Raw genomic sequence first — 21,045 nt, 5'->3', positions numbered from 1 at the left:
GGCAACCGATGAACTGACATTCAACGTTGGAGTTGACCGGCACGCGCCGACAGGGCGCCGCGAGGCATACGCTCACCAGAAAGTCTCGCGGAGCCCTGTCGGCGCGTGTCCGTGTCGAACGTCTTGTTAGACCTTAGCAGAGCCTGCCCGTCAACCACTTTTCAGCTCCAACCGCATCAGGGCGTTCGGAATCGCTACCCCGCGGCGTACAGGCGTGCGTTGCTCGACGACCCGAAATCCAAACCTCTCGTAGAACCCTTGGGCCGTGCGACTCACATCGGAAGTGAGCTCCAAAAGGTCGAGCGATTGGGCCTCCTTAAGAATGTGCGTCATGAGCATGGTCCCCAGTCCCCGGCCTGGGTGCGCGCCTGACACGAAGAAGTGGTCAATGTATCCATTCGCCTGTAGGTCGGCATAGGCAACCACACATCCGTCCAACTCCACCACATACGGGTTTATGTCCCTTATGCGGCGCTCCCAAAGTGCCGGATCCAAATCCGGTGGTGCCCAAGCCTCGATTTGTTCTAGAGAGTAGTCGTGCGAGGCCACCTGATGGATCGCTGAGTAGTGGACCTCGAAGAGGGCAGCCTCTTCGCCTTGCTTGAATCGTCGAATCTGCACCGTTCGTTCCTGATGTCTAACGTAGAGCTAAGGGGGCACCGTAGGCGCGTCCCAGCGACAGGAGGGAGCGAACTTGAGCGTAAGGTTAGACCACATTGGCAGCAAGAAGCCGGGAAATGTCGTCGAAGGCAGCAAGTTTCGCGAGCTCGATAGTGGGGAAATTACGTTTCGCATGAAGCACCTCTGATCCATCCAAGGGAGATAGAGTTGCAGCCCATCTGCCACTGCGAGGGTACCTACCTTCCGTCCGCACTGCACAGATGGAAACTGGCTGCCTGGACGATACTGGTGAGTGGACCATCGAGTGCTACAGGGCGCTCAGTGCCCGGCGCGCTACGTTCGGCGCTCAGAGCGCCGAGCTTCTCCCCAGCATTGAACGTCAGGATGACTGGGGCATTGTCATCGCCATAACGGTCCTTGCCACCATGCTTGACCCACGCCCATATCTGGATGCCGTCATAGTTTATGCCGCCGATGGCTGTGAAGCTTACCGCAATCGGCAGCGAGGTGCGCTGCCCGGCAGCTGTGTCGAGGTGGACTCCCGCCTTGTCTACGATGATGCGCGGCTGCTTGGTGCAATCGCCAACAGACGCATACCTACCGTAAAACTCGGGGGGAAGTTGCGGGTCGGCGGCATGCGTTGTCGAAGAAACGGAGACCGAGAGAAGGGCTATCGACGATACATTTGCTAGGTATTTACTGTGATTCATGGCATTACTTTTCTTGATACGCTTGCTCCATCTAACATGCAGGCGGCCTGACGTTGAAATTTAGGCGCGGCTTTCGATGCTCGCTGGAATGATGGTTTGGGCCGTTGGTTTTAGACATATTCGCCACACAGTCTTAGGCTGGTATGTTTACGTTATTTGCGTTGAGCTAGATCTGTAAAAACCTGAAAAATCTCCGAATAATCATGAACAGTAAGCAATAGGCGATAAGTGCGATTAGCCAAACCGGTACCATTGGTAATCCTATCATCCAAAATAGTGACCAGATTGCCGGGGAAATCCAATATGCTATGAATCCGGCCGCCGCCGCGAACAGCAAGTTCTTCGTTCCCAGAAGGCTCGCGACATTGCCAATATTTTTGATCCCCGCGACAGCGAGACCACCCCCTCCAATCAGTATCACGAATCCACCTATTAGGGAGGCAATGATTCCCATCATAGCGGGTCCTTCCTGGAAGTTTTCGACTAAATAAACTCCGAAGTAGAACAGGGCTATCCCTGTAACAAGAATGACAGTTGAGATCTTTGCGCCGAAGTCAATGCTGCCTCCTCCGACCGAAAAACTGTTACGCTTTTGAATATCAATAAACGATTGGGCTGCCGACTCCGCAGCATTTTTTGCGGGGCCAAGTGAGTCGCCATAAGTCATTCGCCGGTTGAAATCATCTAGTGGGTTGCTCATGGATCTACTCCTGTCTTTGAGAGGCATAGGGTCAGGTCTTGCAATGTTGCAATTTGTGCCTGGCGTTGATAAGTCGGCTAACAATAGAATAATGGATGCCGAATGCGTTGGCAATTTGCTGCAACGCGGCACCGACATTCGCACCATTCATGCTTTAGCAGGCTGGTGAAAAACTCGAAAAGCCAAGTAGGCTAAGGCATAGATGAGCCGCCAACTGTTAAAATAGGCTACCTAAATTTGGAGCCTTTCAATGCGCGGACACGATGCCATTCAAAGTAGCTGGTTCAGCTACGTTAGCCTGGAAGAACGTATTCCCAAACAGCATCCGTTGCGTCGTTTACGTCTACTCGTCGATGGCGTATTGACCTCTATGAATGCCGTCTTTGCCGAGCGTTACTCGCACACTGGCCGCCCGTCGATTGCGCCCGAAAAACTGCTGCGCGCCTTGCTGTTGCAAGTGCTGTACACCGTTCGTAGCGAACGCCAGTTGATGGAACAGCTGGACTACAACCTGCTGTTTCGCTGGTTTGTCGGTCTGGGCATCGACGATGCTGTCTGGGAACGCAGCGTGTTCAGCGCCAACCGCGAACGGCTGCTGTCCGAAGCGCTGAGTCGCGAATTTTTTGAGCGGGTACTGGCCATAGCCGAATGGCAAAACCTGGTGTCCGACGAACACTTCAGTGTCGACGGCAGCCTCATTGAAGCCTGGGCCTCGCACAAAAGCTTCGTTAAGAAAGACGGCAGCGGCCCGGACAAACCCGCCGGCCGCAATCCCGAGGTCGACTTCAGCGGCGAAAAGCGCAGCAACGCCACCCACCAAAGCACGACAGACCCGGAAGCGCGGCTCTACAAGAAAGGCGAATACACCGAGGCCAAACTGCGTTACATCACCCATGCCTTGTCCGAGAATCGCAACGGCCTGATTGTCGATGTCGAAACCACTCAAGCCACCGGCACCGCCGAAATCGAAGCCGCGCAAACAATGATCAAACGCCGTGTGCCCAAAGGCGGTAGCGTCGGTGCCGACAAAGGCTATGACCAACCGGCGTTCGTCAACAAACTCAAGGCGCAAGACATCAAAGCCCATGTGGCCCGGAAAAAGACCGGCAGTGCCGTCGATGGCCGCACCGCGCGCGGCAAAGGTTACGCCCAAAGCCTCAAGCGCCGCAAAATCGTCGAAGAAGCCTTTGGCTGGGTCAAAACGGTCGGCGGCCTGCGCAAAACCCGTCACATCGGCTTAGCCAAAGTCGCTGGCCAAGCCTTGTTTTGCTTCGCCGCCTACAACCTGACGCGCTTGCTCAACCTATTGGTGTTCACGCCGAAACCGGCGTGGAGTGCGCCCACCTAGGGTGAAGTACGCCTGAAAACCGTCCACAGACGGCTTCAGGCGAATAAAAAGCCCTTGAAACAGGGGCAAAACGCTTGAAACTCGATGTCATGACCGATTTCAACACGAAAAAATCACGGCAACCGTGGGTAAGGGGAAATATCAGTGGGTTTTTCACCAGCCTGTTAGGGCATAGTCGGGTACAGCCGGCATACCTGAAAAAATAGAACTTGGTGCAAACACCGGTTGCCGGGTTTGGAAACGTTCCAGGATGGCTCGGCCGGCTTGTTCATCTTGGTTTCTAGCGTATTGCAGGGCTGCGAAGAGCGGTTTGTCTGTGAGTGCTTGCATGATGATTCAAAGCGTAAAACGGCTTATCAGAACTGCAAGCCATGACAACCAAACAAGCTAGCCCTACAAATGACGCGATGGATTACTCGACTGCGCTCGAATTGAACTTTATGCACAGTTTCTGTGGATAAGACTGTGACGAAGCCTTGACCAAGCGGTGCTTTTTGTTGCGGGACAACGACTTGATTCAGATTGACCAAAAATTGGTCAATCGTCTCGGTGAACTGGCTTAGGTCGTTGGCTTGTCCGGACAAACCGGTGCATTCACTCGAAGTGAATGAGCGTTCTATTTGAACTCAATGCGCAGCAGGTAGTTCCGGACTACGCCATGCTTGTAAGACAAACTCGGCCATTTCGCTGGCGAGCAAGCGAATCAGCTGAAAACCGGCGACCAGTAAAATGGCCGCAGAAAACAGCACCGTCAAAGCCACGAGTAAAACTTTCATAGAGCCCCCTTCAAATTCATCACGTTGTCGATGGGCCGCATTTTTTCAGTTTTTCTTGGAATATCAAGTCGATACGGGGCAACAAGTTGTTGCTGGCCAATAGCGATAGCTTGAAAACTCAAGGCCTTGGCGAATAAAGCTCAGGAGAATTATTTTTTGAACTGTCTTGCGCGAAAAGCAGCGTTGAAAGTCAAAGCCCAGCGCTGTCTTCTCGAAGGCCAATCGATTCACCCGCGCGCAATGCCTTCAAAAAAAGTGGGCTACCATCCAGTAAATCGCCGCAATTTCCAAAACCACTGGCAGTAGATAAAAGCGATGGTAGTGCTTGTTGAATGTCTGCCAGGAATCGCTGACCCGGTTGGGCTTTGGCGGACATGAACGGCTCAAGGTGTCTGTAGAGCTAGAGGTCACCGCTGCCGTCGAGTAATCGCTACCGATAAAGTAGCTGTCGTCGTCGAAAATAGAGTTAAACACATCCTCCAGCCGTTTTTGGTTGTCGAATAGGCTGTTTAACACATGAGTATCGATAGCCGCGGTAGACATGACACAAACCCCCGTTTTTTGCATGTGGGGTCAGACTAACGAATACGCCAGAGCAATTCCGTGACGATGATCATGAAGCAGCGCAATGGGCCAACCGCGTATCCATCGTCCACTAGGTCGGCAATTGCACGAATCCTTGCGTATCCAACGGAAAGAATGGGTTGTAACAAACTTCCCAAACAAAGCCATCGGGATCGGCAAAATAGCCCCTGAAACCACCCCACGGGGCTTTTTCTCCAGGTCTCAGCAAGCGTCCGCCCGCGGCAACGGCCTCTGACAAGGTCGATTCCACATCGCTTTCGGACGCTACGTTATGCGCGACTGTAAAGCCGGCAAATCCCGAGCCTTCAGACGAAACATTGGCATCCTCGGCCAAGGATTCGCGACCAAACAAGGCAAAAGCAATACAGCCAACTTGGAAAAAAGCGACTTCCGCCTGGCTACTCGACGATTCAGTCCAGCCCAGCGCACGATAAAAGCGCCGGCTGCGTTCCAGATCGGTAACACCTAATGTGATGAAGCTAATCGTCTGTTTCATGACTCATAACTCATGTCACGTGTAAAGATATGCCGGGAAGTCATAGCAGATCGAACTCATAAAACGTCATTTATAGAACCTGAGAGTGGCTCGCTTTTTAGTTTGCAGGTGTTTAACAGCAAAAAACAGGCGCACCGGAATCGAAAAAGGCCATCTCCAGAGATGAGGGTGTAAGAATTTTTGTGTAAACGGCCATTAGGCAGGAAACTGCCCTTACTTTGAGGAGTAACTATGACCTTACCAAAAGCCATCCCAACCGACCTAATTGATACCTTATTGTCGGGCTATCAAAAACCTGAAGACCTGCTGGGCGAAAATGGCCTGCTAAAACAACTCACCAAGGCCTTGGTCGAGCGAGCCTTAGAAGCCGAAATGACTGAACATTTAGGCCATGCCAAGCATGAGTCAGTCTGCAACGCCACCGGCAACACCCGCAATGGCAAGAGCCGTAAAACCCTGAAAGGCGATTTTGGCGCATTGCCGATTGAGATTCCCCGTGATCGTCATGGCCACTTTGAGCCGCAAATCATTGGCAAACACCAATCCCGTTGGACGGGCTTTGACGACAAGATTATTTCGCTTTATGCCCGAGGCCTGACGGTCAGGGAAATCCAGAGCCATCTGGAAGAACTGTATGGCACCGAAGTTTCACCCACCTTGATCTCCTCGGTGACAGATGGGGTGATAGAAGAAGTGAAAGCCTGGCAATTGCGGCCGCTTGATCCGGTTTACCCCATCGTTTATCTCGATTGTATCCATGTCAAAGTGCGCGATACCGGTGCCGTGCGCGCCAAGGCCGTTTATCTGGCCATTGGGATTAACCTGCAAGGAGAGAAGGAAGTGCTGGGCTTGTGGATCGCCCAAACCGAAGGTGCCAAGTTTTACCCAAAGGGCATAAATGGTTACAAGTGGTCACTGACTTGAAGAATCGCGGTGTGCAAGACATCTTTATCGCCTGTGTCGATGGCTTGAAAGGCTTTCCCGAAGCGATTGAAACCGTCTATCCACAGGCTGCCGTCCAACTGTGCATCGTTCACTTGGTCCGCAACAGTCTGAACTATGTCAGTTGGAAGATGCGTAAACAGATCGCCGGCGATCTCAAGCGAATATACCAATCCGCCACCGTCGTTGAAGCAGAGCAAAGGCTGGCTGAGTTCGAGTCGCAGTGGAACGAGGCCTACCCACCGATTGGCCAGATTTGGAGACGGAATTGGGATAGGATCATTCCCTTCTTCGACTATCCACCCGAGATACGCCGCATCATTTACACGACCAATGCCATTGAGTCGGTGAACATGAGTCTGCGGAAAATCACCAAGAATCGTGGCTCATTTCCCAGTGATGATGCCTTGTCAAAATTGTTCTATTTGGCACTGATGAATATCAGTAAAAAATGGACAATGCCGTTGCATGACTGGAAAGCCGCTTTGAATCGGTTTAGCATTCAGTTTGAAGACAGGATGTCCAATCGATAATTAAATCCCGTTTACACAAAATTCAGGACACCCTCGTGCTATATATTTAATAACATAAAAACCAAAACTATCGCCTGATCAACTATGCCTAGTAGTCCTGGATAAAGATTCTGAATGAATGCTTGATTGCTAGTAAAACTAAAATCCGCTTTTTATATCTAGTTAGTGCAAGTTCATATGATATATAAAAATATGTGATATTAATGATCCCAATCACTAATATTTTATTTAATGACGACTAACTCAAGCGTATCTGGGACCTCAAGCACTGAATCGCCCTAGGAATCTCGGAGGTGTTAGGGGAGCCTCTAAAAATCCACGATTAATCAGATTCGGGGCGTAAAACGTGCTCGAAAGCTGGCATTTCCAAGCGGACTACCTTCAACTCGAAGCCTTTTCAGCTCCGATGGGCGGCATCAAGACGCAGCTACCCTGCGAATGGCGCAAAAACGTCGCATGTTGTACACCAGATTCATGAAGCCGATACGTACTTCGGCGCGGGCTAGGCCAATGCAACGGATCGCCTTACCGCCCCATTGCGCCATCCAGGCAAACACGTGCTCGACCCGGCAACGGGTTTTGGAGCGGGTACTGTTGCCTTGTTTTTCCCGGTCAGTCAGCGGTTTGCCGCGCACCCCTTTGCGGTGAATCCGGCTGCGGTAGCCTTGGACTTTTAACAGTTCTTCCACCGCTTCGGAACGATAGGCACTGTCGGCCCACACATCCCGGCTGGTGTTGCCGCTATCAAGCAAGCCGTTCAGGGCTTGGGAGTCGTGGACGCTGGCATCGGTGACCGTGTATTTGCGCACCAGCTTGTGGGCATTATCAACGTTGACGTGATTCTTGTACCCGTAATAGCTCTTGTCGCCTTTCTTGGTCCAGCGCGCATCGGTATCCTTCTGACTGCGTTTGGAGGCCGACCAGTCCTCGACGGTTTCGCCGGCTTTAATCCGGGCGTTTTCGTCCGGCGTATTACGCTGCACCGGCGCCTTGACGAAGCTGGCGTCAATCAGTTGGCCCTTGCGGGCGATCAGGCCGGCGCGATCCAATTGCCGGTTGAATTCGTTGAATAACGTCTCGGTGAGTTTCAGTTCTTTGAGTGACTCACGAAACAGCCAGAAACTGTTGCGATCCGGCGCGTGCTTGGCATCCGACAACCCAATAAATCGCTGGAAACTGCGCCGGTCTTCGATTTGGAACTCCAGTTGCTCATCGCTCAGATTGTAGAGACTAGCGATGACCAACGCTTTGAACATCAACACCCCATCCCAAGGCTTACGCCCGGCAGACGATTTGCGGACTTTGTGATGGACTTGATCCAGCAACGGACGGAACGCTTCCCAATCCACTTGCGCGTCCAATTCCAACAACGGATTGCCCAGCCGATCGATCCGACGATCACGATGTTCAAACAGGGAACCGAAAAGGTCGTCTTGTGCCACCGTCATCTCTGCTCTCCAAAGGTCTTTAGCTCCGACTCATTTTACTCGCCGGGCGCAATTTTTAGAGGTTCCCTTAGGAAGTTGTTGATAATTCATGACCTCGGTTTAGTCAGGCGGAATATTACCAATCGGTCCTAGCAAGCGTTGATGGTTAAACCAGTCGCCCCAGTTCACTGACGCCTCTTGTGCCATTTGGGTATGCGCAGAATCTCGTTGGCTTGGCGCAATTCACAGCCTTCCCGTTCCAGTCCAGAGGCTTGAACCGTTCCGAATCGCTACAGGAGGCTTCATTTTGCGTGCCATGCGTTTTTTGGGTTTTTCTCAGCCTGCGGTGTAACGTTTCAGCAGTAGAACCAAACTTTGCTGAAATCGACTGAATCGCCGCCCATTCCGACGGGTAGCTACAGTCACAAAAAACTGTCCGATTTCGTCTTGACTCAGTCACTAGCCGCCGCTGAAAACATCATCAATGAGCATGAACAAATCAGCCTTTCCCAGGCCGATTGGACCCTGTTTTTGGAGGCTCTGGAAAACCCGCCAGCCCAAAACGCCAAATTAACAGAAGCATTGGTATTGCATAAACAATCGGTAGTCAGAGATTGAATTGTCGCTTCTTGGCCGAACCTATTCTCTTAGACAATGAAAAACAGATTCGCCTCCTGCCTAATCATTCCTTCCATTGTTCCGCAGACAACGGCAGTTCGTTCAGCTCTGCCCGCGCCTCGTGCCATGTTGGGTAGTATTCATTCAGGATAGCGAGAAAGCATTCGTTATGGGTCGGCTCCAGCAGATGCGCCATTTCGTGCACCACCACGTATTCCAATAAATGCTTCGGCTTTTTCACGAGTTCGGTATTCAGGCGGATATGCCCGGATTTTGGGTTGCAACTGCCCCATTTGGTTTTCATCCGCTGCAAAAAATACTGCTTAACCGTTACGCCAAGCTTGGCTTGCCATTTTGCGATCAACGGCGGGATGGCCTGATGCAGTAACAACTTATGCCATTCGTGCAGCAACTCGGCGCGTTTTTTCAAGGTCGTTTCGGGCGGCAAATACATGGAAATCCGCCGATGATCGACATTCACAAACGGCTTCCTGATTGGTGATGAGCTGACGTATGCCGTCGGCCACATCCACCGAACTGCGCTTTAACTCGATCACCGCGATGGCGATGCCGTTGATGTACAGCACAATGTCCGGCCGCCGCTCGTAACCGCCCTTGAAAGTGACTTCCTCGGCCAGCGCAAAGTCGTTAACCATCACCCCAATATTCTCTAACATCAGTGCGCGGCGTCCCGCCGGTAACAATCTCACCAAGCTCAGCAACCCGTTTCATTTCCCACTCCTCACTAAACCCCGGCAAGCGGGTTTGGCCGGTGAGGAGTTGTTGCATGGCGGCTTGTTTGAGGTCGCGCTTTTTGGCGATCAGCCGCTCCAACCCGTCCAGCAACGCATCCACATCGCTCAACGCCGCCGCGATGGCTCGTTGTTCAGGGAGGGGCGGAACTGGCAAGCTTACTTTGACCAGATCTGACTTCTTCACATGCAGAAATGACGCTTTGAACCCGTGAGCCTGTTTCGCGATGTCTTCTTCAACTCTTGCGAAGACGAGCAGCGAGAACGGAAGCGTGATCTCGTCTTGATTCATATGCACCTTGAATATGTGCTGATTCAAGACACCGGATGGGCCTGTCCAAATACGTGCACCGAAGGAAGTACCCATCGTTCCAGACCAAGCAAATAACAGGTCACCAGGTTCAACACGATTTGCTTCGGCTACGGGAGCTTGTGAATAATTGAACGACGCATACGGGATCGTTCAAGTTCTGAATTCGGATGATAGGCGTGCCGCTTTGTTTCCAATCATCCGGTTTGAAAGCGCATCCGTTGATCAACCGGAAGGTCTGACCGATTGTGCGAATCCCCCCAATCCTCCGGAATAACCCCCACCTCCGTCATCTTGTAACCCGGCTTATCAAAGTCGCATTTCCAACCTGCAAGCGATAAGCCGCGCTGGCTTCGTTGACCGCCGATTGCGGGTTATCGGAACAACCCTGTTGTTTATTCATCGGCTTCCGCCTCCCGCAAGCTCAGTTCCAGTTCGCGGCGCAGGGCTTCGCGGTCGGGCAGATAGAGCTGGTATTTCTGCACAAAGAGTTGGCTGTTCATACCGTAGGTGGCGTATTCCACCAGCAATTCATCCTTGTTGCGGGAGAGGATGATGCCGATGGGCGGGTTGTCACCCTCCACGTTTTCTTCGTTGGCAAAATAGCCCAGATACAGATTCATTTGACCGATGTCGTGGTGCTGCACATCGCCCAGCTTGAGATCGATGAGTACGAAGCAGCGCAGGATGCGGTGATAGAACACCAGATCAACCTTGTAATGACTGTTGTTGATGGTCACGCGGTATTGCCGCCCCACAAAGGTGAAGCCTTTGCCAAGTTCGAGCAAAAAAGGCTGAAGGTGATCGCAGAGTACGGTTTCGAGCTGGGTTTCTGAAACCTGGTACGGCTCGGGAATTTTCAGAAATTCGAACACATAGGGTTCGCGCAACAAGTCGGCAGGCTGTTCGATCAGTTGGCCCTGCGCGGCCAGTTGCAGGATGCCGGCCTTGTCCTTGGAGGCAGCGAGGCGCAGAAACAGCGAACTGTCTTTTTGCCGCATCAACTCCCGCACCGACCAGCGTTCGCGGATCGTTTGCTGTTGGTAGAAACCACGTTCTAGCGGATCGCCGATCTTGAGCAACTCGACAATATGGGACCAGCTCAATTGGTCAGACAATGTCTGACTTTTTTGCGCATCCGGGAAGCATTGATAAAACAGGCGCATGTAAACCACATTAGATCGACTGAACCCTCGACCATGACGCAAACACAGGTCACGAGATAAATTGCTGATCAGTGCCTTGCCATATTCCGCTTTGTCCTTTCCGCCTTGCTCGAATTCGACGATGTGCCGCCCGACTTGCCAATAGGTTTCGGTGAGGTGCAGATTGACGGCCCGCACAGCCCGGGTTCTACCTTGAGTGTAGGTGTCTGAAATCCGATCCAGCAGGTTTCGGTAATCCGGGGAGGCTGTGAGGTTTTGCATATCGGTGCTCATACCGCAAAGCCCATCTTCTTCAAATGCTCATCGACACGCGCCGCCAGCAATGCCACCTCGTCTTCCAACTGCGGCAACGGCGTGGCATAGCGTTCGGCCAATTCTCGAATCCGGCCGGTCAGGGTTTGCGAGACTCTATCCAGTTCGCCCTGCACGGCTGCGGACAAGTGCGTCATCCACTTGTCGTCGATCACCAAGGTTTTGATTTCGGCTTCGCTCAGCTTGGCGTATTGGTCGTAGGCCCGTTGGTCGAGCGCGGCTTCGGCTTCCTTGACCTGCTTTTTTAAAGTGCTGATCTGATTAGCCAGTTCCAGCCACTGTTTCAACACTTTTAATTCGTCGGCGCCGTCCGGGTCTTTACCAATTTCCTTGATCCGGTCTTTAACGGCGGCGGCATTGATATTGTCGTAACCGGCAAAGATGGCGTCTTCGCCGCTGTGTTCTTCTTCCAATCCGGTTTGACTGGCGCTGGCGGTTTCCAGTTCGGCTTGTTTGGCCTCGATGGCAGCCTGTTCGTCGGCAAAATAGCGGGCGACGATGTAGGGTTTGGGAATCAAATCGCAGATCCAGCCCTTGTCCTTGGTTTTGCCTTTCTTGTCGGTTTCGATGATGCGGGCCGGTTGGGCGACCCAGCCATCGGCGGAAATCAGGTAACAATCGTCCTGCATGGTCTCGGCCCAGTAGTCCATCAGGTGCTGGTAGATGTCGTAGGCATCCAGTAACGGCGCCGGCTTGAAGGTGTTCAGCAAATCTTCGGCGATGGTTTCGATCAAGGCTTTCGGATGGCCGTCTTTGTCAAAACCGGTCAGCAGCGGCGTGGTGGCGTCGCGCCAGCCTTGAAAGCGGGCGGTGGCCTGGGCGTTGAAGGCGGCGAATTCGGCGTGACCGAAGATGGCGGGTTTGACTTCGGACAGCGCCAATTGTAGATAGCTATAACCGGGCCTTTCCCTCACCCCCAGCCCCAATGTTTCCGGGCTATCCTGCCCGGAATCCTCCGGACTGGCGTTGCCAGACCAAATCCGCTCCTGGCGGATTTGTCCCAGAGGGAGAGGGTAGAAAAGTGTGGCGCGTACACCGGGCAGCACTTGCCAGTAGTCGGCCAGCGCGTCCAGATCGCGTTCGGGGATGCCGCCGTTCAGGTGACCGTCGATGTCCTGAATATCTTCCGGCTCGCTGCTGTCGATGTAGCGCGGCAAATTCAGGTTGAAGTCGTTTTTGGGGTCGGCGATTTCGTCGAACGGCACCATGCGGGCATAACGCGGCACGTCGGCTTGTTTAGTAAAAGTGTCGACGATCTTGTGGATGTCCTGCTCGCGCAAGCGGTTTTTGTTGCCGTCTTTGATGTAGCCCTTGCTGGCGTCGATCATGAACACGCCTTTGCGGGCGGTGGCGTTTTCCTTGTCCAGAACTAAAATGCAGGCCGGGATGCCGGTGCCGTAAAACAGATTGGCCGGCAGGCCGATGATGCCTTTCAAATACCCGGACCGCACCAATTGCTGACGGATCACCGCTTCGGCATTGCCGCGAAACAGCACGCCGTGCGGCAGAATGCAGGCGGCTTTGCCGTTGGCTTTCAGGCTGCGGATGATGTGCAGCAGATAGGCGTAGTCGCCTTGTTTGGCCGGTGGCTCACCCCAAGTAAAGCGCTGGTAAGCATCGTCGCCCGGCGTCAGGCCCGTGCTCCAGGTCTTGTCGGAAAACGGCGGATTGGCGACCACGTAATCGTAGGTGCGCAAGTTTTCGCCGTCTTTGAATTTGGGCGCGGCCAAGGTGTTGCCGGACAGGATGGTGGCGGTCGGGAAGTCGTGCAGGATCATGTTCATCCGCGCCAGACCGGCGGTGGTCACGTCCTTCTCCTGGCCTTCCAAGGTAATGTGTTTGCCGGCTTCGGCGGCGACTTTCAGCAGCAAGGAGCCGGAACCGCAAGTCGGATCGTAAGCCGTCGTGGAGCCTTTGGCGTTGTCGGGCGAGATGCCGATGACTTTGGCGATGACGCGGCTGACTTCCGACGGCGTATAAAACTGGCCCTTGCTCTTGCCGCTTTCGGTGGCGAAGTGGCGCATCAGGTATTCGTAGGCGTCGCCGAGAATGTCGTCGTGCTCGGCGCGGTTTTTCGAGAAATCCAGCTCGGGCTTTTGGAAGATGCCGATCAGGTTGGAGAGCTTCTCCACCATGTCCTGGCCTTCACCGAGTTTGTTGGGGTCGTTGAAATTGGGGAAATCGCTAAGCGCCAAACGGGAGTTGGCATTGACCAGTGGCGCTATGATTTGGGTATTGATCTTGTCGCCGATGTCGGATTTGCCTTTGAGGGCGATCATGTCCTTGAAGCTGGCGCCGGGCGGAATCACCACCGGCGGCGCGAAGTCGTCGCTGTCGGCGTATTTGTCGGTGATGTATTTGATGAACAGCATGAACAGCACATAGTCCTTGTACTGACTGGCGTCCATGCCGCCGCGCAACTGGTCGCACGAGGCCCACAGGGAGGAATAGAGATCGGATTTTTTGATGGCCATTTATAGATGACGGTGTTGCGTGTTTAGTCGTTGTTATTGGAGTTTGGCGATTGACTGGCAATGGCGATGCCGTGTTGACCGCAATAATCCCGAATCAGCACTTCCACCATGTTAGCCAGCGAGCGATGCTCGCGCTCGGCCGCCAGGCGCAGCGCGTCTTTTAGCGCCGGGTCGATGCGAAAGGTTAGCGTGGTGGTTTTGGTCGTTGCCATGTCTGTTTACCCTGGATTTACGGTACTGGGAATGTACTGCAATGTACATTAGAATTCGATGCCGTCCAACTTCAATGTATGGTGCCATCCGAAGGTATACACCCATGACGAGAAACTCCCATCAAAAAGACATTGAGACAATGGCTGAAACGCGCATAGACGACAATGTTGCTGTCAAAGCCTACATTGCCTACCCCAAAGCCCTTAAACGACTTACCGCTCTTTTGGGTACAACACCAGAAGAATTAGTAGCTTGGCTATTCCTCGGCCCCAAACTCGGTGGATTGTCAGCTTATCAAAATGCTAACGAGCTTGATCGACCGCCTCGGTTCCATTTCGAGTATTTCACCGGCGAGGATTATTTGTCTCCCTTAATGGCCTGCTGGTTTTTGGAGAGCGATATCGATCAATTTGCTCCGAGTGATCGCTACATTATCTGTGCTGAACAAGAAAGTGCAGCGTTGAATATGTCTTTTAACGCAGCGCGTAAAGCATTGAGAAATACGCCTAATCCACAATGACCTGGCCTCTGCTTAGCAAATGCTAGTCCTTGCTACGCAGAGTGCATTCATAAGGGTCTGTCGTGACATAACAATTCGAAACCATGTTCAACAAGCCTCAAAGAGGCACCAACATGGTTACCAAGATTTTAAGACTTCCGTCCGTTAAAACCCGCACCGGGCTTTCCCCGTTCCACGATCTATTTACGCGTAGCCGAAGGCAGTTTTCCTGCACCGGTTTCGCTGGGCGACCGCGCGGTAGGCTGGATCGAGGCCGAGGTCGATGCGTGGCTGAATCAGCGTATCGAAGCCAGCCGTAAAGCGGTTGGTTAAGGGGGCATCATGGATATGCCTTTGACAGATTTTGATTTTATCCCCGCCGAAACCGATAAAAGCGACAAAACCGATTTGGTCAGTAATCAGGCGTTTTTGTCGGCGATCTTCGGTCTCGGGCAAAGCGATGTTCGTCCGGTCATTGTTAGTTTTGCGGGCAACCCGGCCAACGTTGCAAAAAGTGCTTGGTTTGGCCGGCCTTGGGTTGGCAGTGCCGAGAGGGATGTTTCGCTGCCTCAAGATGCCAATAACTATTTTTCATTGGCGGTATACAGCCAACCCATATCGAGGCCGAAGCCGCATTGGCAGTGCTGATTGATACGTTGGCGGAATTCAGTTTCGCTACCCCAACTGACCAAGCCGCCGCCCTGGCCGCTATCCTCACCGCCGTCTTACGGCCATGCCTGACCGTCGCGCCCATGTTTCATGTTAAGGCACACATGCCAGGCTCGGGTAAATCCTATTTGTGCGCACTGATTACAGCCTTTGCCACGCCACAGCGCGGCACGCCCACCACCTTTCCCGGTGATGACGAAGAATGTCGGAAACTGTTATTGGCCGAGTTGCTGCGGGCGCCGGCCGTGGCGGAGTTCGACAATCTGACCGGCGACCTGGTTGCCCATAAGAGCTTGTGTACAGCATTGACCGCGGAGTTTATCAGCGGGCGAATACTGGGCGTTTCCAAAACCGCCACAGTCAGCACGCGAACGCTGTTTATCTCCAGCGGCAATAACGTCGGCCCGATACAGGACATGCCCCGGCGCTGCGTGACCATCCACCTGGACCCCGGTTGCGAAATACCCGCCTCACGCAATTTCAAGCGGCCTCGTCTTATCCACGATGTCTTGCGCGAACGCGGGCGATTTGTGTCGGCGGCGTTGATTATCGTTCGGGCCTGGATTGCCGCCGGACGGCCGAAAACGAACTGCAAACCACTGGGAAATTATGACGAGTGGTCTGATCTGTGCTGCCAGCCATTACTGTGGCTGGGCTGCGCCGATCCGGTCACTTCGGTATTTGAAGCGATGGCCGAGGACCCGGACCGTGAAACCTTGGGTCGCCTGCTGTTAGCTTGGCAAGCGGTGTTTGGTAACACTGCCGCCATGGTTCGAGAGGCGATCCATAAATCGGAGTTGGCTTTCGAAGACCATCAAGAACTGCGAGAAGTGCTGGATGACATCGCCAACGAACGTGGCGAGATCAATCGGCGCAAGCTCGGGCGCTGGATCAAGCGCCATGCCGGTCGCATTGTCAATGGCAAACGCTTCGTGCGCGCGCCTGGCAATAGCTCATCCGAGCGCTGGCGGGTGGAATCGGTTTTATCGGTTTCGGAGGTTTTCTCTGGCCCGATTGTAAAAACTGTCAATCAAGCCAAAAACGATAACGCTTATGCCCGTGCTAGTCGCGGCGAATGAATTAGGAGCATCCATTTATGAACGACCTGGCAAACGAAATCGTATCTGCCAATCCGGCATTACCTTCAAGCGCCCCCTACCAAACGGTGCGCTATAACGCGATGACACACGGCATTTTGTCCAAGCATGCCGTATTGCCTCACGAGGATAAAAACGCGTTCAATGAATTACTGACGGCCTTGCAAAATGAACATCAGCCGGCCGGCATGACTGAAATGCACTTGGTGGAAGAATTGGCGGCGATCTTGTGGCGCAAGCGCCGAGTGCTTTTGGCGGAAGGCGCTTCGATCAATCGCAACCTCAGACAAGTCGCCAGCCAAACCGATAGCAGCATTGTGCCAGCGGCCGTGCCGTTCGATCCTGGCCTCAAATCCAGTCATTTATGGGTCACCGACATTATTTGCGATAGCCCGGAAGAAAACCAGGCCCGGCTTAATGAAGCCGAACTCGATCTGGCTGCCACGGAAAAAGCGGCGGCCATACTGCGTAAAGGCGGTAAAACCGCCTACGCTCGGGCCCGCAACGCTTTGATTCCGGAAAGCCGCGACATGTGGGACGACTATGTGGAAGACGAGGAATATCCGGCCACTGCGGAAGGGTTGGCAGAATTCATTCGCGACAAACTACGCCCACTTTGCCTGCAAATGCAAAAAGAGGCCCTGTATTACCAAGAAATCAAAGCTCAAACCTTGGGCGAAGGCCTCAGACCACAGCAATTGGAGAAGCTAAACCGTTACGAAGTCCACCTGGATCGTAAGTTCGAACGCACACTGGCGATGATTTTGAAGCTGAAAGACCTGCGTAGCCCTATCAATCCGACTCCTTAGTAAACGCAGTCAACGCTAGACACAGCAAGGCTTCTGGCCAATTTAGCTAAACAATCGCATCCACACTTGCCAAATGATTTAGGCAAAATCGAAGGAAAAATATGGGTGGAATCGGCAGCGGTCGCCGCTACCAAGGCGGCAAAAATACGACCAACGACATGCGGGCTCTGGATGTACGCTATTTGCAACGCCAAGGTTTGTTGACACCGGGTCGAACCTCAAGCTTGACGTGGTCCCGATCCGACACCGTGATCGGGTCGATACAAATCACAGCGCACGCGGCTCAGGTCATTCTCCAATATCGGCATCAGCGACACAACGGCCCTTGGCAAAACCTGGATTATCCCGTCTATCTGGAAAAGACCCACTGTAACTTGGGAGGATTGCGAACGTGGTTCCTATGCCCTGCACAGGGTTGCAGCAAGCGGGTGGCGATTCTTTATGGCGGAAAAATCTTTGCGTGCCGGCATTGCCATCAACTGGCTTATCAATCGACTCGAGAAAAACCGGATGACCGAGCGAGTAGAAAAGCAGACCGGATTCGTGAAAAGTTGGGTTGGGAAGCGGGAATCTTAAATCCCAACGGAATCAAGCCGAAAGGTATGCACTGGAAAACATTCCATAGGCTTCAACTAAAACACGATGTATTGGTCACTCAGTCGTTAGCCGGAATCGTTAAGCGGCTGCGTTTGTTTGATGATGAGCCGCTAATTTGAAATTAAGCAAAATCTGTTTCGCAAAATCGGGGTAACGTTGCTTGAGACGAAAAAAGTTATCCCGATTGTTATCCCGAAGCCGACTTTTTCTGATTTTGCTCAACAACTCACTTTGTAAGTCATTGATTTAATTGGTCGGGACGGCGGGATTCGAACCCACGACCACTTGCCCCCCAGACAAGTGCGCTACCAGGCTGCGCTACGCCCCGATTTAGGATAACAACTTATGTTTTGGATTTTACCACGCTTCGAAGGCAAACTACTTCAATAGTTCTAAAATATCCTCTAGTTCGCCTATCATTTGATGGATTAATTGCTTGGTGCGTAAGCTGTCTTCTTTAGCGCTGCCGCTGGCTAGATGCGCTCTAGCTCCGCCGATGGTATACCCTTGTTCGTAGAGTAAAGCGCGAATTTGTCTAATCAACAAGACGTCGTGGCGCTGATAATACCGCCGGTTTCCCCGCCGCTTGACCGGGCTCAGCTCGGTAAATTCCTGTTCCCAATAGCGCAGAACATGTGGCTTAACACCGCACAAGTCGCTGACTTCGCCAATCGTGAAATAGCGTTTGGCCGGAATAACCGGTAATTCATTGTTATTACTGGGTTCCAGCATAAGCTTCCACTCGAGCTTTCAATTTTTGCCCTGTTCTGAATGTGACAACCCGACGCGGCGTAATCGGAATTTCCTCGCCGGTCTTTGGATTGCGGCCGGGGCGGCCGTTTTTATCCCGTAACTCGAATTTGCCAAAACCCGAAATTTTGACTTGCTCGCCGCTTTCCAGACTTCTTTTGATCTCGTCGAAAAACAATTCGACGATTTCTTTGGCCTCTCGTTTGTTTAAGCCGAGATCTTCAAACAACTTTTCTGCAATATCTGCTTTGGTTAATGCCACAATCACTCCCTCAATTTTGCATTTAGTTTAGCCGTCAAAGTCTCTAACACTCTGCGAAATATAGCATCAATTTCAGCGTCGGTAAGAGTTTGCGAAAAATCTTGTAAGACCAAACTCAACGCCACGCTTTTGCTGCCTTCCGCTACGCCCTGCCCGCGATAGATATCGAAAACCGAGACATCGCGAATGGCTTGCTCATCAGATTCAGCGATGCATGCGAGAATTGCGTCGGCAGATACTTCTTCTGCCACCAACAATGCCATGTCCCGACGTACCGACGGAAATTTGGACAAAGGACTGAATTTAGGCACGTTGCGCTGCAGAATGGCTTCCTGACTCAACTCGAACAAAAATACAGGATTATCGAAGCCCAATTGTTTCTGCAACGTCGGATGCAACATACCCAGCAATCCAATCGCTTCGCCGCATGTAGTCAGTATTCGAGCGGATTGTCCGGGATGCAATGCCGGATGTTGGGTCGCTTCGAACCGCATCTTGCTCGCCGACAATCCCAGCAAGGCCTCGACATCTGCTTTCACATCGAAAAAATCGACCTTCCTCGATTTCTCCCCCCATTGTTCAGGATGAATTTGACCAAGCGCTAGCCCGGCAAGTACTTTGTGTTGTTGAATCCGACCCTCTTCATAGAAAAACCGCAGACCGGTCTCGAACAGGCGCACCCTACTCTGCTGCCTATTGATATTGTAAAGTGCGGCATTCACCAACCCGCACCACAAAGTGGTACGCATTACGGCCAATTCGGAAGAAATCGGATTCTGGATCTTAATAAACTCGTCGCCCGGCGCCATCGCATTTTGCATCGCTTCATCGACGAAACTATAGGTAATAGCCTCTTGATAACCGCGATCGACCAGGCAATCCTGCAATCGCTCTAACGCCAAAACAGATTCCGGCGCCTGACCTAATTCGGAACGCATCAACAAACTACTGCTGGGCAAGTTGTTATAGCCGTATACCCGGCCAATTTCTTCGAGCAGATCTTCCTCGATTGCAATGTCGAAACGAAAGCTGGGCGGAGTAACGTCCCAACCACCTTCGCAACGAGCTATCTGCATGCCCAAGCCGCCGAACAAATCATGGACTTGAGCATCGCTGTATTGGATACCCAGAACTTTTTCGATTCGCGCACTACGTAACTTAACCGCCGAACGGTTCGGTAAAGCTTCGCTACTAATAACTTCGGTCACCGGTCCTGGGCTTCCCCCCGCAATTGCCAAAATCAATTGCGTGGCCCGCTCGATGGCTCGACGTTGCAAATTGAAATCGACGCCGCGTTCGAAGCGGTGCGAGGAATCGGTATGCAATCCAAACTGCCGTGCCTTACCGGCAATACTAATTGGATTGAAAAAAGCGCACTCCAGAAAAATGTCGCGGGTTTCGCCATATACCGCACTGTCTTTTCCGCCCATCACGCCAGCCAACGCCAACGCTTCCCGCTGATCGGCAATAACCAAGGCCTCGCCATCGAGTTCTATCGACTGGTCGTTTAACAATGCCAAAGGCTCGCCGGCCCGACTGCGACGGACCACAACCGGCGCCGATAACTTATCAGCATCGAAAGCATGTAACGGCTGCCCCAGCTCAACCAGAACGTAGTTAGTGACGTCTACTACTGGGCTGAGACTGCGGATACCGCTGCGTCGCAGGCGCTCTTGCATCCACAGCGGCGTCTGCGCAGCGGGATTGATGCCTTTGATCAACCTCCCCAAGTAAACCGGACAGGCTTCCGGAGCCTGAACATGCACCTCCAAGGTCTGTGCATGCTGCGGCTTAATATTGGCACAATCGAATACGTTTAACTGAACGCCATTCAGCACCGCCACTTCCCTGGCGACCCCAACCACACTCAAACAATCGGCACGATTCGGCGTCAGTCCCAATTCGATCACATTGTCGTTCAACAACAAATAATCACGGATATCTCGCCCTACCGGCGCATCTGCCGGCAATTCCATCAAACCTTCCGAGCTGGCGGCCAACCCTAATTCCTTTTCGGAACAGAGCATGCCAAACGACAACTCGCCGCGTAGTTTGGATTCTTTAATCTTGAAATCGCCCGGCAATACGGCGCCGATCAATGCCGCCGGCACCTTTAAGCCGGGCCGAACGTTACTGGCGCCGCAAACGATTTGCAGCGGCTGCTCTTGGCCGACATTGACTTGGCAGACCCTGAGTTTATCGGCGTTCGGATGCTGCACGGTCTCCAGTACTTCACCGACCACTACGCCAGTAAAATTAGCGGCGACTGGCGTGACCGCATCGACTTCGAGGCCGGCCATGGTCAATTGCGCAACCAATTCGGCAGTGTCGATAGGCGGATTGACCAGTTCCCTTAACCAAGCTTCACTAACTTGCATG

Annotated in this window: 23 protein-coding genes, 1 tRNA gene and 2 pseudogenes; 9 read left to right on the top strand and 17 right to left on the bottom strand. The window is 52.8% G+C overall.

Features of this window, described 5'->3' with window-relative positions; genetic code table 11:
- Positions 1 to 150: 150 nt before the first annotated feature.
- The 3 genes from VXJ35_RS09775 to VXJ35_RS09765 all read right to left on the bottom strand — a co-directional run bounded on the left by VXJ35_RS09775 (position 151) and on the right by VXJ35_RS09765 (position 2,031).
- Entirely contained in the window at positions 151 to 621 is a 471-nt protein-coding gene (locus VXJ35_RS09775) for a GNAT family N-acetyltransferase (RefSeq protein WP_064021387.1), read from the bottom strand.
- Positions 622 to 857: 236 nt separating this feature from the next.
- Complete coding sequence (locus tag VXJ35_RS09770; RefSeq protein ID WP_064021386.1) at positions 858 to 1,331, bottom strand: hypothetical protein; 474 nt, start codon at positions 1,329 to 1,331, stop codon at positions 858 to 860.
- 166 nt (positions 1,332 to 1,497) lie between these two features.
- Positions 1,498 to 2,031: a hypothetical protein gene (locus VXJ35_RS09765; protein ID WP_157198135.1), complete on the bottom strand. Its 534-nt coding sequence runs from the start codon at positions 2,029 to 2,031 to the stop codon at positions 1,498 to 1,500.
- A gap of 250 nt (positions 2,032 to 2,281) precedes the next feature.
- Between VXJ35_RS09765 and VXJ35_RS09760 the strand changes: the two genes are divergently transcribed.
- Positions 2,282 to 3,379: an IS5 family transposase gene (locus VXJ35_RS09760; RefSeq protein WP_064020044.1), complete on the top strand. Its 1,098-nt coding sequence runs from the start codon at positions 2,282 to 2,284 to the stop codon at positions 3,377 to 3,379.
- Between the two features lie 626 nt (positions 3,380 to 4,005).
- Here the strand turns inward: VXJ35_RS09760 and VXJ35_RS09755 are convergent.
- From VXJ35_RS09755 to VXJ35_RS09745, 3 genes are all read right to left on the bottom strand, one after another.
- Complete coding sequence (locus VXJ35_RS09755; RefSeq protein ID WP_157198134.1) at positions 4,006 to 4,155, bottom strand: hypothetical protein; 150 nt, start codon at positions 4,153 to 4,155, stop codon at positions 4,006 to 4,008.
- Positions 4,156 to 4,401: 246 nt separating this feature from the next.
- A complete protein-coding gene (locus VXJ35_RS09750) occupies positions 4,402 to 4,698 on the bottom strand; it encodes a hypothetical protein (RefSeq protein WP_064021384.1) in 297 nt (98 codons plus the stop codon).
- A gap of 112 nt (positions 4,699 to 4,810) precedes the next feature.
- Entirely contained in the window at positions 4,811 to 5,236 is a 426-nt protein-coding gene (locus VXJ35_RS09745; RefSeq protein WP_064021383.1) for a VOC family protein, read from the bottom strand.
- 231 nt (positions 5,237 to 5,467) lie between these two features.
- On the opposite strand from VXJ35_RS09745, the pseudogene VXJ35_RS09740 reads away from it, so the two are divergent.
- Positions 5,468 to 6,711: pseudogene (locus VXJ35_RS09740) on the top strand (IS256 family transposase).
- Between the two features lie 416 nt (positions 6,712 to 7,127).
- On the opposite strand, the gene VXJ35_RS09735 reads toward VXJ35_RS09740, so the two are convergent.
- A complete protein-coding gene (locus VXJ35_RS09735) occupies positions 7,128 to 8,159 on the bottom strand; it encodes an IS5 family transposase (protein WP_064020809.1) in 1,032 nt (343 codons plus the stop codon).
- Positions 8,160 to 8,513: 354 nt separating this feature from the next.
- Here VXJ35_RS09735 and VXJ35_RS09730 point away from each other — a divergent pair, with 354 nt between their 5' ends.
- Entirely contained in the window at positions 8,514 to 8,756 is a 243-nt protein-coding gene (locus tag VXJ35_RS09730) for a DUF1778 domain-containing protein (protein ID WP_064021382.1), read from the top strand.
- A 64-nt stretch (positions 8,757 to 8,820) separates the two neighbouring features.
- Here the strand turns inward: VXJ35_RS09730 and VXJ35_RS09725 are convergent, their stop codons facing one another.
- The 6 genes from VXJ35_RS09725 to VXJ35_RS09700 form a co-directional block, all read right to left on the bottom strand.
- Positions 8,821 to 9,186, bottom strand: a complete 366-nt coding sequence (locus VXJ35_RS09725; protein ID WP_231914883.1) for a M48 family metallopeptidase — start codon at positions 9,184 to 9,186, stop codon at positions 8,821 to 8,823.
- The gene (locus tag VXJ35_RS09720; protein ID WP_231914882.1) at positions 9,149 to 9,433 is read right to left on the bottom strand and encodes a type I restriction endonuclease; all 285 of its coding nucleotides are present in this window, start codon (positions 9,431 to 9,433) and stop codon (positions 9,149 to 9,151) included. The genes VXJ35_RS09725 and VXJ35_RS09720 overlap by 38 nt, the downstream gene beginning before the upstream one ends.
- Positions 9,405 to 9,968 carry a restriction endonuclease subunit S gene (locus VXJ35_RS09715; protein WP_269454928.1) on the bottom strand — a complete coding sequence of 188 codons (564 nt, stop codon included), beginning with the start codon at positions 9,966 to 9,968 and terminating at the stop codon, positions 9,405 to 9,407. The genes VXJ35_RS09720 and VXJ35_RS09715 overlap by 29 nt, the downstream gene beginning before the upstream one ends.
- Positions 9,969 to 10,213: 245 nt before the next feature.
- Positions 10,214 to 11,257: a YhcG family protein gene (locus VXJ35_RS09710; RefSeq protein ID WP_197496030.1), complete on the bottom strand. Its 1,044-nt coding sequence runs from the start codon at positions 11,255 to 11,257 to the stop codon at positions 10,214 to 10,216.
- The gene (locus VXJ35_RS09705; RefSeq protein ID WP_064021379.1) at positions 11,254 to 13,770 is read right to left on the bottom strand and encodes a class I SAM-dependent DNA methyltransferase; all 2,517 of its coding nucleotides are present in this window, start codon (positions 13,768 to 13,770) and stop codon (positions 11,254 to 11,256) included. The genes VXJ35_RS09710 and VXJ35_RS09705 overlap by 4 nt, the downstream gene beginning before the upstream one ends.
- 23 nt (positions 13,771 to 13,793) lie before the next feature.
- Entirely contained in the window at positions 13,794 to 13,982 is a 189-nt protein-coding gene (locus tag VXJ35_RS09700) for a ribbon-helix-helix protein, CopG family (protein WP_064021378.1), read from the bottom strand.
- 104 nt (positions 13,983 to 14,086) lie between these two features.
- On the opposite strand from VXJ35_RS09700, the gene VXJ35_RS09695 reads away from it, so the two are divergent.
- The 6 genes and pseudogenes from VXJ35_RS09695 to VXJ35_RS09670 all read left to right on the top strand — a co-directional run bounded on the left by VXJ35_RS09695 (position 14,087) and on the right by VXJ35_RS09670 (position 17,773).
- On the top strand, positions 14,087 to 14,503 hold the full coding sequence (locus tag VXJ35_RS09695; protein ID WP_064021377.1) for a hypothetical protein: 417 nt from the start codon (positions 14,087 to 14,089) through the stop codon (positions 14,501 to 14,503).
- Between the two features lie 171 nt (positions 14,504 to 14,674).
- Positions 14,675 to 14,815 (top strand): annotated as a pseudogene (locus tag VXJ35_RS09690) (helix-turn-helix transcriptional regulator); the annotation flags it as partial.
- Positions 14,816 to 14,824: 9 nt separating this feature from the next.
- Positions 14,825 to 15,130, top strand: a complete 306-nt coding sequence (locus VXJ35_RS09685; protein WP_064021376.1) for a hypothetical protein — start codon at positions 14,825 to 14,827, stop codon at positions 15,128 to 15,130.
- A gap of 8 nt (positions 15,131 to 15,138) precedes the next feature.
- Positions 15,139 to 16,230, top strand: coding sequence for a hypothetical protein (locus VXJ35_RS09680; protein ID WP_157198133.1), 1,092 nt, complete (start codon positions 15,139 to 15,141; stop codon positions 16,228 to 16,230).
- 17 nt (positions 16,231 to 16,247) lie between these two features.
- Positions 16,248 to 17,057, top strand: coding sequence for a hypothetical protein (locus VXJ35_RS09675; protein ID WP_064021374.1), 810 nt, complete (start codon positions 16,248 to 16,250; stop codon positions 17,055 to 17,057).
- Between the two features lie 101 nt (positions 17,058 to 17,158).
- Entirely contained in the window at positions 17,159 to 17,773 is a 615-nt protein-coding gene (locus tag VXJ35_RS09670) for a hypothetical protein (protein WP_064021373.1), read from the top strand.
- Between the two features lie 132 nt (positions 17,774 to 17,905).
- Here the strand turns inward: VXJ35_RS09670 and VXJ35_RS09665 are convergent.
- The 4 genes from VXJ35_RS09665 to pheT form a co-directional block, all read right to left on the bottom strand.
- Positions 17,906 to 17,982: transfer RNA gene (locus tag VXJ35_RS09665), tRNA-Pro, on the bottom strand.
- Between the two features lie 50 nt (positions 17,983 to 18,032).
- Positions 18,033 to 18,386 carry a MerR family transcriptional regulator gene (locus VXJ35_RS09660; protein ID WP_054761637.1) on the bottom strand — a complete coding sequence of 118 codons (354 nt, stop codon included), beginning with the start codon at positions 18,384 to 18,386 and terminating at the stop codon, positions 18,033 to 18,035.
- Positions 18,370 to 18,669, bottom strand: coding sequence for an integration host factor subunit alpha (ihfA, locus tag VXJ35_RS09655; protein WP_064023451.1), 300 nt, complete (start codon positions 18,667 to 18,669; stop codon positions 18,370 to 18,372). The genes VXJ35_RS09660 and ihfA overlap by 17 nt, the downstream gene beginning before the upstream one ends.
- On the bottom strand, positions 18,669 to 21,044 hold the full coding sequence (gene pheT, locus VXJ35_RS09650; RefSeq protein WP_064021372.1) for a phenylalanine--tRNA ligase subunit beta: 2,376 nt from the start codon (positions 21,042 to 21,044) through the stop codon (positions 18,669 to 18,671). Before pheT ends, ihfA begins: the two co-directional genes overlap by 1 nt.
- Position 21,045 lies beyond the last annotated feature (1 nt).

Source organism: Methylomonas sp. DH-1, from assembly GCF_046097555.1.
Lineage (GTDB): Bacteria > Pseudomonadota > Gammaproteobacteria > Methylococcales > Methylomonadaceae > Methylomonas > Methylomonas koyamae.
The sequence above is the reverse complement of the archived record's forward strand: the minus strand, read 5'-3'. Positions and strand labels throughout refer to the sequence as shown.

Excerpts from the sequence above, each read along its gene's own strand:
- VXJ35_RS09770 (WP_064021386.1), bottom strand. The coding sequence starts at position 1,331 with ATGAATCACAGTAAATACCTAGCAAATGTATCGTCGATAGCCCTTCTC.
- VXJ35_RS09765 (WP_157198135.1), bottom strand. The coding sequence starts at position 2,031 with ATGAGCAACCCACTAGATGATTTCAACCGGCGAATGACTTATGGCGAC.
- VXJ35_RS09760 (WP_064020044.1), top strand. The coding sequence starts at position 2,282 with ATGCGCGGACACGATGCCATTCAAAGTAGCTGGTTCAGCTACGTTAGC.
- VXJ35_RS09755 (WP_157198134.1), bottom strand. The coding sequence starts at position 4,155 with ATGAAAGTTTTACTCGTGGCTTTGACGGTGCTGTTTTCTGCGGCCATT.
- VXJ35_RS09750 (WP_064021384.1), bottom strand. The coding sequence starts at position 4,698 with ATGTCTACCGCGGCTATCGATACTCATGTGTTAAACAGCCTATTCGAC.
- VXJ35_RS09745 (WP_064021383.1), bottom strand. The coding sequence starts at position 5,236 with ATGAAACAGACGATTAGCTTCATCACATTAGGTGTTACCGATCTGGAA.
- VXJ35_RS09735 (WP_064020809.1), bottom strand. The coding sequence starts at position 8,159 with ATGACGGTGGCACAAGACGACCTTTTCGGTTCCCTGTTTGAACATCGT.
- VXJ35_RS09720 (WP_231914882.1), bottom strand. The coding sequence starts at position 9,433 with ATGTTAGAGAATATTGGGGTGATGGTTAACGACTTTGCGCTGGCCGAG.
- VXJ35_RS09710 (WP_197496030.1), bottom strand. The coding sequence starts at position 11,257 with ATGAGCACCGATATGCAAAACCTCACAGCCTCCCCGGATTACCGAAAC.
- VXJ35_RS09705 (WP_064021379.1), bottom strand. The coding sequence starts at position 13,770 with ATGGCCATCAAAAAATCCGATCTCTATTCCTCCCTGTGGGCCTCGTGC.
- VXJ35_RS09700 (WP_064021378.1), bottom strand. The coding sequence starts at position 13,982 with ATGGCAACGACCAAAACCACCACGCTAACCTTTCGCATCGACCCGGCG.
- VXJ35_RS09695 (WP_064021377.1), top strand. The coding sequence starts at position 14,087 with ATGACGAGAAACTCCCATCAAAAAGACATTGAGACAATGGCTGAAACG.
- VXJ35_RS09685 (WP_064021376.1), top strand. The coding sequence starts at position 14,825 with ATGGATATGCCTTTGACAGATTTTGATTTTATCCCCGCCGAAACCGAT.
- VXJ35_RS09675 (WP_064021374.1), top strand. The coding sequence starts at position 16,248 with ATGAACGACCTGGCAAACGAAATCGTATCTGCCAATCCGGCATTACCT.
- VXJ35_RS09670 (WP_064021373.1), top strand. The coding sequence starts at position 17,159 with ATGGGTGGAATCGGCAGCGGTCGCCGCTACCAAGGCGGCAAAAATACG.
- VXJ35_RS09660 (WP_054761637.1), bottom strand. The coding sequence starts at position 18,386 with ATGCTGGAACCCAGTAATAACAATGAATTACCGGTTATTCCGGCCAAA.
- pheT (WP_064021372.1), bottom strand. The coding sequence starts at position 21,044 with ATGCAAGTTAGTGAAGCTTGGTTAAGGGAACTGGTCAATCCGCCTATC.